General features: G+C 70.9%; 8 protein-coding genes, 1 tRNA gene and 1 pseudogene. 3 read left to right on the top strand and 7 right to left on the bottom strand.

Annotated features, from left to right (window positions below; translation table 11 throughout):
* Positions 1 to 367: 367 nt before the first annotated feature.
* Together HCK00_RS17085 and HCK00_RS17080 are read left to right on the top strand one after the other, a co-directional pair.
* Positions 368 to 2,839 (top strand): carbohydrate-binding protein, encoded by a 2,472-nt coding sequence (locus HCK00_RS17085; protein ID WP_168102829.1) that lies wholly within the window; start codon positions 368 to 370, stop codon positions 2,837 to 2,839.
* Positions 2,836 to 3,693: pseudogene (locus HCK00_RS17080) on the top strand (ThuA domain-containing protein); the annotation flags it as partial. The gene HCK00_RS17085 and the pseudogene HCK00_RS17080, both read left to right, overlap by 4 nt.
* Before the next feature lie 248 nt (positions 3,694 to 3,941).
* Here the strand turns inward: HCK00_RS17080 and HCK00_RS17075 are convergent.
* Together HCK00_RS17075 and HCK00_RS17070 are read right to left on the bottom strand one after the other, a co-directional pair.
* On the bottom strand, positions 3,942 to 4,679 hold the full coding sequence (locus HCK00_RS17075) for a helix-turn-helix domain-containing protein (RefSeq protein WP_168102827.1): 738 nt from the start codon (positions 4,677 to 4,679) through the stop codon (positions 3,942 to 3,944).
* A 128-nt stretch (positions 4,680 to 4,807) separates the two neighbouring features.
* Positions 4,808 to 4,891, bottom strand: a tRNA-Leu gene (locus HCK00_RS17070).
* Positions 4,892 to 4,981: 90 nt separating this feature from the next.
* Between HCK00_RS17070 and HCK00_RS17065 the strand changes: the two genes are divergently transcribed.
* The gene (locus tag HCK00_RS17065) at positions 4,982 to 5,635 is read left to right on the top strand and encodes an ANTAR domain-containing response regulator (RefSeq protein WP_168102826.1); all 654 of its coding nucleotides are present in this window, start codon (positions 4,982 to 4,984) and stop codon (positions 5,633 to 5,635) included.
* A 203-nt stretch (positions 5,636 to 5,838) separates the two neighbouring features.
* Here HCK00_RS17065 and HCK00_RS17060 read toward each other — a convergent pair whose 3' ends face one another.
* From HCK00_RS17060 to HCK00_RS17040, 5 genes are all read right to left on the bottom strand, one after another.
* Positions 5,839 to 6,555 (bottom strand): ABC transporter ATP-binding protein, encoded by a 717-nt coding sequence (locus HCK00_RS17060; RefSeq protein ID WP_168102825.1) that lies wholly within the window; start codon positions 6,553 to 6,555, stop codon positions 5,839 to 5,841.
* A complete protein-coding gene (locus HCK00_RS17055; protein ID WP_168102824.1) occupies positions 6,552 to 7,526 on the bottom strand; it encodes an ABC transporter ATP-binding protein in 975 nt (324 codons plus the stop codon). Before HCK00_RS17055 ends, HCK00_RS17060 begins: the two co-directional genes overlap by 4 nt.
* Positions 7,527 to 7,531: 5 nt before the next feature.
* Entirely contained in the window at positions 7,532 to 9,418 is a 1,887-nt protein-coding gene (locus HCK00_RS17050; RefSeq protein ID WP_168102845.1) for a branched-chain amino acid ABC transporter permease, read from the bottom strand.
* Between the two features lie 5 nt (positions 9,419 to 9,423).
* On the bottom strand, positions 9,424 to 10,353 hold the full coding sequence (locus HCK00_RS17045) for a branched-chain amino acid ABC transporter permease (RefSeq protein WP_168102823.1): 930 nt from the start codon (positions 10,351 to 10,353) through the stop codon (positions 9,424 to 9,426).
* Positions 10,354 to 10,456: 103 nt separating this feature from the next.
* Positions 10,457 to 11,698: a branched-chain amino acid ABC transporter substrate-binding protein gene (locus HCK00_RS17040; RefSeq protein WP_168102822.1), complete on the bottom strand. Its 1,242-nt coding sequence runs from the start codon at positions 11,696 to 11,698 to the stop codon at positions 10,457 to 10,459.
* Between the last annotated feature and the right edge of the window lie 511 nt (positions 11,699 to 12,209).

Raw genomic sequence — 12,209 nt, 5'->3', positions numbered from 1 at the left:
GCCCCCCCCCCCCCCCCCCCCGCCCCCCCCCCCCCCCCCCCCCCCCCCCCCCCCCCCCCGGCCCGCTCCCCGCCCCCCCCGGGAGCGCCCCCGCCGTCCTGACACCCCGCCGTTCCTCCCTGGCACACCGGCGACCCCGCTCCCTCCCGCCGGCGCCGGCCGCAGCCCCGTCAAGGCGACGGCACCGGCACCGGCACCGGCAACCACCAGCCCTCCACTCCACCGCCCGGCGCGCCCCCACCGCGCCCACCGGGCCCGCCCCGCCGCCCGCGGCCGCCGCCCCGGCCGCACCGGGACACCACCCGCACGGCGGCACCCTGCCCGGCCGGCCCACCGGCCACCGGCCCCACCGTCCCCGGAGGACCCCGTGCACCGAAGAATCAGACGGCTGCTGACCGCCCTGGCCGGCTCCTTACTCATCACGGCGGGCGCCCTCACCGGCCCCTCGCCCGCCACCGCCGAACCAGCCGCCCCCGACCGGGCACAGGCCGAGTTCCAGCAGGTCACCCTCGCCAAAGGGGTCGCCGAGACGGGCGAGCCGATGTCCCTGGCCGTCCTGCCCGACCGCTCCGTCCTGCACACCTCACGCGACGGCACCGTCCGCGTCACCGACGCCCAGGGCAACACCCGCGTCGCCGGCCGGCTCGAGGTCTACACCCACGACGAAGAGGGCCTCCAGGGCATCGCCGCCGACCCCGGCTTCGCCACCAACCGCCACATCTACCTCTACTACGCGCCCCCGCTGAACACACCCTCCGGGGACGCGCCCAGCCAGGGCACCGCCGCGGACTTCCAGCGCTTCAAGGGCGTCAACCGGCTCTCCCGCTTCACCCTCAACAGCGACAACACGCTCAACCGGGCCAGCGAGGTGACCGTCCTCGACGTCCCCACCGACCGCGGCATGTGCTGCCACGTCGGCGGCGACATCGAATTCGACGCCCAGGGCAACCTCTACCTCTCCACCGGAGACGACAGCAACCCGTTCGCCTCCGACGGCTACACCCCCATCGACGAGCGGCCGAACCGCAACCCCGTCTACGACGCCCAGCGCTCCGCCGGCAACACCAACGACCTGCGCGGCAAGATCCTCCGCATCAAGGTCGCCGCCAACGGCTCCTACACCATCCCCAGCGGCAACCTCTTCGCCCCCGGCACCGCGAACACCCGGCCCGAGATCTACGCCATGGGCTTCCGTAACCCCTTCCGGATCAGCATCGACCAGCGCACCGGCGCCGTCTACGTCGGCGAGTACGGGCCCGACGCCGGCACCGCCTCCGCCACCCGGGGCCCCGGCGGACTGGTCGAGTTCGACCGCGTCACCAAGCCCGGCAACCACGGCTGGCCCTACTGCGTCGGCGACAACAAGCCCTACGTCGACCACAACTTCGCCACCAACACCTCCGGCTCCGCCTTCAACTGCTCGGCACCCGCCAACACCTCGCCCAACAACACCGGCCGCACCACCCTCCCGGCCGCCACCCCCGCCTGGATCTGGTACGACGGCGGCTCCCTCCCGGAGTTCGGCAACGGCTCCGAGGCCCCGATGGCCGGCCCGGTCTACCAGTACGACCCCGGCCTCAACTCCTCCGTCAAATTCCCCCAGGAGTACGACGGCGACTTCTTCGCCCTGGAGTTCGGGCGACGGTGGATCAAGACCATCGACATCAGGCCCGACGGCAGCCGGGGAGCCATCACCTCCTTCCCCTGGACCGGCACCCAGCTCATGGACGCCGACTTCGGCCCCGACGGCGCCCTCTACGTCCTGGACTACGGCACCGGCTGGGGCAACGGCGACCAGAACAGCGCCCTCTACCGGATCGAGAACGTCAGCGGCGGCCTCTCACCCATCGCCCAGGCATCCGCCACCCCCACCTCCGGACCCGCCCCGCTCCGCGTCCAGTTCTCCTCCCAGGGCAGCAACGACCCCGACGGAGGCACCCTCACCTACAACTGGGCCTTCGGCGACGGCACCACCGCCACCGGCGCCAACCCCAGCCACACCTACACCACCAACGGCACCTACACCGCCACCCTGACCGTCCGGGACCCCACCGGACTGACCGCCACCGCCTCCGTCACCGTCACCGTCGGCAACACCACCCCCACCGTGACCCTCGACCTGCCCGCCGACGGGCAACTCGCCGACTTCGGCGACGCCGTACCGTACAAGATCACGGTCCGTGACCCCGAGGACGGAACCGTCGACTGCACCAAGGTCAAACTGACCTTCCTGGTCGGCCACGACAGCCACGCCCACCCCCAGACCTCGGCCACCGGCTGCTCCGGCACCCTCCGCACCCTCTCCGACGGGGAACACGACCCCAACGCCAACATCTTCGGTGTCTGGAACGCCGAATACACCGACACCGGCGGCCTCACCGGCACCGACCAGCACGTGACCCAGACCAGGCAGCGCCAGGCCGAGCACTTCTCCCGGCAGAGCGGCGTCGAGATCGCCGACCACACCCCCGCGCACGGCGGACGGACCGTGGGCTTCACCGACAACGGCGACTGGATCGCGTTCGAGCCCTACCGGCTCGCCGACGCCACCAGGATCACCGCCCGGGTCGCCTCCGGTGGCGCCGGCGGCACCCTGGAGATCCGCGCCGGCTCACCCACCGGAACCCTCCTCGGCAGCGTCGCCGTCCCCAACACCGGTGGCTGGGAGAACTTCCGCGACGTGACGACCGCCCTCACGGGCGCCCCCACCGGGACCACCACCCTGCACCTGGTCTTCAAGGGCCCCACCGGCAGCGGATACCTCTTCGACGTCGACGACTTCACCTTCACCACCACCGGCTCCACCACGGACCACCCCACCAGGAAGGAGCCCTCATGAACCCCGCCCCCGGCCACGGCCCGGACCCCACACCGGACCCCACCCCCGGCCCCACCGCGGACCGTCCCCCGAACGGCACGGCACGCCGCCCGACCCGGCGCCGGATCGTCACCACCCTGGGCGCCGCGGCCCTGACCGCCGCCGTCACCCCGGCCGCGGCCGCCGCCACCCGCTCCACCCCCTCCGCTTCCTCCGGCGCAGCCGCCTACGAGATCCTCGTCTTCACCCGGACCGCGGGCTTCCGCCACGACTCCATCCCCCAGGGCGTCACCGCCCTCCGCCGCCTGGGCGCCGAGAACGACTTCGCCGTCACCACCACCGAGGACCCCGCCGCGTTCACCACCGCCGGCCTCGCCCGGTACCGCGCCGTCGTCTTCCTCTCCACCACCGGTGACGTCCTCGGCCCCGCCCAGCAGACCGCCTTCGAGGGCTACCTCCGCGCCGGGGGCGGCTACGCCGGCGTCCACGCCGCCGCCGACACCGAGTACACCTGGCCGTGGTACGGCGGCCTCGTCGGCGCCTACTTCGCCTCCCACCCCGCCATCCAGCCCGCCACCGTCACCGTCGAGGACCGGACCCACGACGCCACCGCCCACCTCGCGGCGACCTGGCGCCGCACCGACGAGTGGTACAACTACCGCACCAACCCCCGCCCCGCCGTCCGGGTCCTGGCCTCCCTCAACGAATCCAGCTACACCGGCGGCACCATGGGCGGCGACCACCCCATCGCCTGGTGCCACGACTACCAGGGCGGCCGCTCCTTCTACACCGGGCTCGGCCACACCGCCGAGTCCTACGCCGAACCCGCCTTCCTGCGTCACCTGCTCGGCGGCGTCCGCTGGGCGGCCGGCATGGCCTGAACCACGCCGGCGGCCGGCCGGCCACCACGGCCACCGGCGATCCCGGCGGCCGCGCCACCGGATCACGGACGGCCGGCCGAGGAGCGGCGGGCACGGCAAGGGGACCCGGAGCCCGCCGTACCGGACGGCGGGGTGGGCCCCCACGGACCCACCCCGCCGCTCCGCCCGGCCTGCCCTTCACCGGCCCGCCGTCCACGGAACCGCTCTTCACCGGCCCGGCCGGCCCGCGGCCCGCGGGGGGTTCAGTGCTTGGGCCCGATGTGCTCGTCCATGAGGGCCACGTCGGCCCGCCGTGCGACGGAGATGTTGAACGGCCGCCCGTCCCGCGTGCAGTGCGTCCCGGCGATCCCGAGCCGGTCGAGGGTGTCGGTACAGAGCCGGCGGATGTCGTCGGACTTGTTGGTGAAGAAATAACGGGGGTACTCGTACCGTTTCCGCTCTCCGCGGACGATTTTGGTCGTCCAGTTGTTCACCCGGCATCCGTCGGAATGGATGAGTCCGCGTAAGAGGTCCCACGGAAATTCGTCGACGATATCCTTCTGCCACTGCTCCAGCGCGATGAGCCGGTCCATCTTCTTCCCGGGGCCGTGTTGCGGGAAGAGGCACGGCCAGTGCCTGCTGAATGATTTGACCTCCACGCAGCCTCGCCGTTCCCGGTGACTGATCCTTGGCCGGGTCATGACTTTCCGCATGGCGGTTTCGGCTTCCTGGATGAGCCCCGTCCAGGTGGCGGTGCAGAAGATCGACAGGTGATGCTGCTTCTCCCGCGAAATGATGTGTCCGTCGCCGAGATAGAGGCCGAGGAGATAGGAGTACGCCTGGCCGTCGATCGATTTCCGCGTGCACCGGGGGCACTCCACCGGCGCTCTTTCCGTTACCTCGCCGCGCTTCTTGCGGTCGATGTGCCGCCACCAGGTGACGGTCCCCGGAGGGACGCCGAGTTGTTCGGAGACCGCGCGGTGGGATGCGCCGCTGCGCATGAGATCAAGGGCTTCTCGCCGGAGCGAAGGAGAGTGACGTTTCACAGGTCTATCGTCACTCTGTTCACGGCCGTACAACGGTGGATCGGGCCTCATTAGCGCGAATGGCTAATTCCGCTTCAATGGGGTGCCGGGTGCGGGACTCGAACCCGCACGCCCTCTCGGGCAGAAGTGTTTGAGACTTCAGTGTCTACCTGTTCCACCAACCCGGCCGGACCGCACGGGACAGCTTACCCTGTGGGACCGCGCGACGTCTCGCAGGTAGGCTCTGGGAGCACAACCTGCCTGGAACGAGGAGACCCGTGAGCGCCGCCGAGCCCGAGCAGCCCGTTGCCGCCGACGAGCAGTCGCACGTCCCCCCGCAGACGACCCGCGTGGTGATCGCCGAGGACGAGGCGCTGATCCGCCTGGATCTCAAGGAGATGCTGGAGGAGGAGGGCTACACGGTCGTCGGTGAGGCCGGGGACGGGCAGAAGGCGGTGGAGCTGGCCCGTGATCTCCGCCCGGACCTGGTGATCCTCGATGTGAAGATGCCCGTGCTGGACGGCATCTCCGCCGCGGAGCAGATCGGTGAGGAGAACATCGCCCCGGTGCTGATGCTGACGGCGTTCTCGCAGCGGGAACTGGTGGAGCGGGCGCGGGACGCCGGGGCCATGGCGTATCTGGTGAAGCCGTTCGGCAAGAGCGACGTGGTGCCGGCGATCGAGATGGCGGTCTCGCGCTTCACCCAGCTCAAGACCCTGGAGGCGGAGGTCGCGGACCTCTCGCAGCGGCTGGAGACCCGCAAGCTGGTCGACCGGGCGAAGTCCGTGCTGCAGACCGAGTACGGACTGACGGAGCCGGCGGCGTTCCGCTGGATCCAGAAGACGTCGATGGACCGGCGGATGTCGATGCAGCAGGTCGCGGAGGCGATCATCGAGGACGCCGAGGAGAAGAAGCGGCAGCAGCAGGCGTGATCCGCCCTCCGGCGCGGGGCGGGCGACCGTCACCGTGCCCGGCGGCGAGGGGCCGGCGGCGAGGAACAGAGGAAGGGGCCGGCGGCACCGGATGAACCGGTGCCGCCGGCCCCTTCCTCCCATTCATGCGGTTCATCCGGTTCATCCGGGGTGAAGCGTGCCCCGGGGCGCAGATCGCGGTGACCGGCGCCCCGGGAAGGGGGTCAGTCCTCGCCGAGGTAGGCCTTGCGCACGGACTCGTCGTGGAGCAGGTCCTGCCCGGTGCCGGAGAGGACGATCTTGCCGATCTCCATCACATGTCCGTGGTCGGCGAGGGAGAGGGCGGCCTGGGCGTTCTGCTCGACGAGCAGGATGGTGGTGCCCTGGGCCCGGAGTTCGCCGATGGTCTCCATGATCTTCTGCATCATGATGGGGGAGAGGCCCATGGAGGGCTCGTCCAGCATGAGCAGCTTGGGGCGGGACATCAGGGCGCGGCCCATGGCGAGCATCTGCTGCTCGCCGCCGGAGAGGGTGCCGGCGGGCTGTTTGCGCCGTTCGCCGAGGATGGGGAAGCGCTCGTAGGCGCGTTCGATGTCCTGGGCGATGCCGGCGTTGTCCTTCCGGAGGAAGGCGCCGAGCTGGAGGTTCTCCGCGATGGTGAGCCGGGGGAAGATGTGGCGTCCCTCGGGGGAGTGCGCGAGTCCCAACTCGACGATCTTGTGGGCCGGGACGCCGTTGAGCTTGCGGCCGTCGAAGACGACGGTGCCGCCGAGCGGCTTGAGCAGCCCGGAGAGGGTGCGCAGGGTGGTCGTCTTGCCGGCGCCGTTGGTGCCGATCAGGGTGACGACCTGGCCGGCCTCGACGCTGAAGGAGATGCCCTTGACGGCTTCGATCTTGCCGTAGGCGACCCGCAGGTTCTCGACCTCGAGCAGTGCGGTCATGCCTTCTCGCCTCCTTCGGTGCCCGCGGGGCCGTGGCCGCCGGTGTCGTTCCGTGCCCCGGGGTCTGGTGTTCCGGTGGGGCGTTCCGCGGTGGTGGCCGGGGCGCCGTCCGCGGCTCCGGGCCCGTCCTCCGCGCCGCCGGGGCGGCTCGCGGCGGCGACCTCTTCGGGCGGGGTGCCGAGGTAGGCGGCGATGACGCGCTCGTCGCGCTGGACGACCTCGGGGGTGCCTTCGAGGAGTTTCTCCCCCTGGACGAGGACGGCGACGCGGTCGCAGAGGTTGAAGATGAACCGCATGTCGTGCTCGATGACGAGGACGGCGATGCCCTGGTCGCGGACGGCGAAGACGAGTTCCTGGGTGGCCAGGGTCTCCTGCGGGTTCATGCCCGCGGTGGGTTCGTCGAGCAGGAGCAGGCCGGGGTCGCTGGCGAGGGCGCGGGCGATCTCGAGCTTGCGCTGTTCGCCGTAGGGGAGGTTGCGGGCGAGGTGGTCGCGCTTGCCGGCGAGGCCGGTGAACTCCAGGAGTTCCATGGCGCGTGCCTCGGACTCGGCCTCGGCCTTCTTGAAGCGCGGGCCGCGCAGGAGCGCGGCGAGGAGTCCTTCGCGGGTGCGGGTGTGCCGGCCGACGAGGACGTTCTCCAGGACGGTCATGTTGGGGAAGAGGCGGATGTTCTGGAAGGTGCGCGCGATACCGGCCTGGGTGACGAGGTGGGACCGGGAGGGCAGCACCGTGCCGCGGTAGGCGACGCGTCCCTCGGTGGGGACGTAGAGGCCGGTGAGGCAGTTGAAGAAGGTGGTCTTGCCGGCGCCGTTGGGGCCGATGAGGCCGACGATCTCGCCGCTGTTGACGGTGAGGTCGACACTCTTGACCGCCGTGAGGCCGCCGAAGCGCATGGTGACGCCGGTGGCTTCGAGGACGGTGCCTCCTTCGCCGGTGCCGGTGGCGGCGGGTGTGGTGGTGTGCGTGGTCATGTGGGTCAGCCCTCCGCCTTGCCGGGGCCGGTGGTGCCGGGGTCGTTGGGTCCGTCCGGTCCGCCGGTCGTGCCGTTGCCGTTGCCGTCGACGGGGGCGAGGGCCTTGGCGTCGGGGACGTCCAGCTGCCCGGTCTCGTGGAACTCGAGCTGCTTACGGCGGTCCGCGACCAGCCCTTCGGGGCGGAACCGCATCAGCAGGACGAGGGCGACCCCGAAGAGCAGCAGCTGGTACTCGCCGATGAACTGGAGCTTGGCCGGGATGAGGAAGAGCAGCGCGGCGCCGATGAGGGGGCCGCCGACGGTGCCCATGCCGCCGAGGATGACGGCGGCGAGCAGGAACGCCGAGTTGGGCGGCACGGCCTCGACGAACTTGTACTGCTCGGGGTCGATCGAGGAGACGGCGTGCGCCTGGACGGTGCCGGCGAGGCCGGCGAGGGTGGCGCCGAGGGCGAAGGCGATCAGCTTGAAGCGGAACGCGTTGATGCCCATGGCGCGGGCGGCCGTCTCGTCCTCGCGGATGGCGACCCAGGCGCGCCCGATCCGGGAGGAGTCGGAGCGCCGGAAGACGGAGACCACGATGACGGTGAAGAACAGCATCAGCCAGAAGTAGTTGGCCGAGCGGGTGAAGTCGAACCCGAGGAAGCTGTGGGTCTCGCCGAAGTTGAACCCGAGGATCTCCAGGTCGGGGATCTGCGGGATGCCGGTGGAGCCGTTGGTGACGGCGGGGCCGGAGATCCCGTCGAGGTTCTGCATGCCGATGCGGAAGATCTCGCCGAAGCCGAGGGTGACGATGGCGAGGTAGTCGCCGCGGAGCCGCAGGGTCGGGGCGCCGATGAGGACGCCGAAGATGAGCGAGGCGAGGGCCCCGGTGAGGACGGCGGCCCAGAAGGGGAACTTCAGGCCGACGCTGGAGTAGGGCGAGCCGGAGACCAGGGCGGCGGTGTAGGCGCCGACGCCGAGGAAGGCGACGTATCCGAGGTCCAGCAGGCCGGCGAGGCCGACGACGACGTTCAGTCCGAGCGCGACGGTGGCGAAGATCAGGATGTTCGCGGCGATCGAGGTGAACTGGTTGTCGCTCTGGAGGAAGGGGAAGGCCGCGGCGGCGACGAAGGCCGCGGCGATGGAGACGTTGCGGTGCCGGGCGGTGAGCCGGCTGACGCGCCGGATGAGTCCCGCCTTGGCCAGGGCCGGGGCGGCGCAGCCGGTGAGCAGGAGGAAGCCGACGAAGAGTTCCCCGTACTCGGTGGCGATGCCGTAGGTGAAGACGTACAGCACGACGGCGAAGGCGCCGGCGATGAGGAGGATCTCGGCCCAGTCCGGGAGGGCCCGGGCGGGGCGGGGGGCGGGGGCCTGGAGGGAGTGGCGCAGCCGCTGGATCGCGGGGGCGCCGGTGCCGGACGGGCCGTCGGTGCCGGCGGGGGTGTCGGCGGGGAGGCCGAGGGCGCCGGCGAGGGCGAGCAGGGAGCCGGCGGTGGCGATCCAGGCGCCGGGTTCGAGGTTGACGACCCCGCCGAGGGTGACGGAGATCGCTCCGGCGGCGTACCAGGTGGTGGCGAAGGTGCCGGCGGTGAGGAGGACGAGGGGGGCGGTGGTGCCGCCGGGGGTGAGCCAGCGCAGGCCGCGGACGCCGTGTCCGGAGGCGAGGAAGAGGAGGACGAGGAGGGCGCCGGTGAGGGTGAGGACCTGGAGGCCGCCGGGGTAGCCGGTGACGGTGAGGTTGCCGGGGAAGGCCCTGGTCCAGGTCCAGGGGAGGAAGGTGGCGGCGAGGGTGAGGACGGCTCCGGCGGTGGTGACGGCGCGCGCGGTTCCCGCGGGGAGCGGCAGTGTGCCGGGGGTGGGCGCGGGGCCCGGCCGGGCTGGGGCGGTGGCGGTGGGGTGGGTCGTCGTCATGGTGATCACGCCCGATCCGTGACGCGTTCGCCGAGCAGCCCCTGTGGCCGGAGCAGCAGGACGAGGATGAGCAGGACGAAGGCCCAGACGTCCTTCCACGCGCCGCCCCCGAAGAGTTCCATGCCGGGGATGTACTCGATGTAGGCGGTGGCCATGGCTTCGGTGAAGCCGAGGACGAGGCCGCCGATCATGGCGCCGTAGATGTTGCCGATGCCGCCGAGGACGGCGGCGGTGAAGGCCTTGAGCCCGGCGATGAAGCCCATCTTGAAGTCGACCTGGCCGTACTTGAGGCCGTGGGCGATGGCGGCGATGGCGGCGAAGGCGGCGCCGATGGCGAAGGCGGTGACGATGATGCGGTCGGTGTTGATGCCCATGAGCTTGGCGGTGTCCGGGTCCTGCGAGGTGGCCTGCATGGCGCGGCCGGTGCGGGACTTGGAGACGAAGAGCGCCAGGACGATCATGCACAGCGGGGCGGCGGTGATGAGGAAGAGCTCGCCGCGCTGGATGGAGAACGCGCCCAGGTCGATGGGGTCCCCGCCGAACTGGGGGAAGGGCCGGGCCTTCTTGGCGTCGGGGTAGAACGCCCAGATGGCCTGCTGGAGCGCGATGGAGAGGCCGATGGCGGTGATGAGGGGGGCCAGCCGGGGGCCGCCGCGCAGCGGGCGGTAGGCGAAGCGTTCGGCGCCCATGCCGACGAGGACCGAGCAGGCCATGCCCAGCAGGAGCATGAGGGGCAGGGCGAGGGCGATCGAGGTGCCGGAGGGGAGGAGGAGCCAGGCGGTGAGGGCGCCGAATCCTCCGATCATGAAGATCTCGCCATGGGCGAAGTTGATGAGCTGGACTATGCCGTAGACCATGGTGTACCCGATGGCGATCAAGCCGTACATCGCTCCGAGTATCAGGCCGTTGGCGAGCTGCTGCGGCAGGTCGTGCACCGCTGGGCCTCCGAAGATGGGTGGTGGATACGGCTGCGCGGGGACGCCGGTGGCGCCCCCGCGCGGCTGCAGTGATGCGGTTCGGGTGGGCGGTGTGCCCGGGTCAGTCCTTGTACTCGCCGGTCTTGACGACGCTGTGCGTGCCGTTCTTGACCTCGTAGAGGGAGAGCTGCCGGTTGGTGGTGTCGCCGTACTCGTCGAAGGAGACGGCGCCGCTGACCCCTTCGAAGGAGACCTTCTGGACGGCTTCGACGACCTTGCTGCGGGTGTCGTTGATGTTGTCGGGGAGCTTGCCGTCGTTCCCCTCGACGACCGCCTTCACGGCCTGGATGATCGCCCAGGTGCTGTCGTAGGAGTAACCGCCGTAGGCCTCGTAGGGCAGGTCGTAGCCGGCGGCCTCGTAGTCCTTCATGAAGGTCTTGGCCGTGTCGAGGGTCTCCAGGGGCGCGCCGACGGAGGTGGCGATGTCACCTTCGGAGTTCTTCTTGGCGAGCTTGACGTACTCGCCGCTGTAGAGGGCGTCGCCGCCGACGGTGGGGATCTTGGCCCCGGCCTTCTTGATCTGGTCGGCGAGGGGGGCGCCGGCCGGGTACTCGCCGCCGTAGTAGACGAACTCCGCGTCGGAGTTGGAGACCTTGGTGGCGATGGCCGAGAAGTCGGTGTCCTCGGGGTTGATGTGGTCGGTGCCCACGACCTCGCCGCCGAGCTTGACGAATTCGTCCTTGAAGGTGCCGGCGAGACCGGCGCCGTAGGTCTTCTTGTCGTCGATGACGAAGACCTTCTTGAGCTTCTTCTCCTCGAACATGTACTGGGCGGCGTAGGGGCCCTGCACGGCGTCCGTGGTGGAGGTGCGGAAGTAGGTCTTGAAGGGGCGGACCTTCTTGCCGTCGCGCCAGTCCTTGCCCTGGGTGAGCTCGGGGGCGGTGTTGGCCGGGGAGATGAGGGCCATGTCGGCCTGGTCGAAGGCCTTCTGCATCGGCGGGGCGACGTTGGAGTTCAGCGGGCCGATGGCGCCGACCGCCTCCTTGTTGTCGATGATGCGGTTGGCGTTCTGCTGGCCGGTGCCGGGCTGGGCGACGTCGTCCAGCGCCAGCAGCTTGAAGGTGACGCCCTCGACTTCCTTGTTCTTGTTGGCCGTCTTCACGGCCAGTTCCGCGGAGTTCTTGATGCCCTGGCCGAGCGCGGAGAGCTTGCCGGAGAGCGGGGCGTCGACGCCGATCACGACGGTGGTGCTGCCGCCGTCACCGCCGCCTCCTGCGCTGTCGTCGCGTGAGCCGCAGGCGGTGAGTGTGAGTGCCCCCGCGGTGACCGCGGTGGTGAGTACGAGCAAGGAACGGTGACGCACGATCTGTCCTTTCCCCTGGCGCGGCCTTCTCGCCTGAGTGGGCCGTGTCGCGTCGCCGGGCGGCGTGGGGGGTGGAAGAGGTGCTGCGTGTTGCCCCTGGCACGGGTGGTGCTGGTGGCGTGGAGGGGGTGTCCGTGGGCCTGCCCGGAGTCGCGGTAACTGGCGGTGAATATATGGGGAGGAGCTGCGCCCCGGCAGATGCTGGTCAAGGATGTGACGCTCTTGTTATGCCGGGTGTCCCCGCAGGCGCCGGCCCCGGGACCGCGTGGGCGCCCGGGCGGTGGCCGGACGGGCAGCGGACGGCCCGGAATCATTGATTCCGCAGTTCGGCGGAGGGGTGCCGGCGAAACCTCCCGGAGGGGGGTCCGCATATCGTGCGCCCTTCCGGGACGCGGGGCGCGGTGGCGCGGGAGGGTCCGGTTCCGGGGAGGGCCGTTCGGCAGTTGTGTTACGCAGCGTTACGATTGGGTGAGCGGAACGGACGTTTCGGACACGTTCCGTGGGCGGTCCC

Source organism: Streptomyces zingiberis (assembly GCF_012034935.1).
Taxonomy (GTDB): Bacteria; Actinomycetota; Actinomycetes; order Streptomycetales; family Streptomycetaceae; genus Streptomyces; species Streptomyces zingiberis.
The sequence above is the reverse complement of the archived record's forward strand: the minus strand, read 5'-3'. Positions and strand labels throughout refer to the sequence as shown.

Bases quoted from the DNA above. Each gene is read 5' to 3' on its own strand.
- HCK00_RS17075 (WP_168102827.1), bottom strand. From the start codon at position 4,679: ATGCGCAGCGGCGCATCCCACCGCGCGGTCTCCGAACAACTCGGCGTC.
- HCK00_RS17060 (WP_168102825.1), bottom strand. From the start codon at position 6,555: ATGACCGCACTGCTCGAGGTCGAGAACCTGCGGGTCGCCTACGGCAAG.
- HCK00_RS17055 (WP_168102824.1), bottom strand. From the start codon at position 7,526: ATGACCACGCACACCACCACACCCGCCGCCACCGGCACCGGCGAAGGA.
- HCK00_RS17050 (WP_168102845.1), bottom strand. From the start codon at position 9,418: ATGACGACGACCCACCCCACCGCCACCGCCCCAGCCCGGCCGGGCCCC.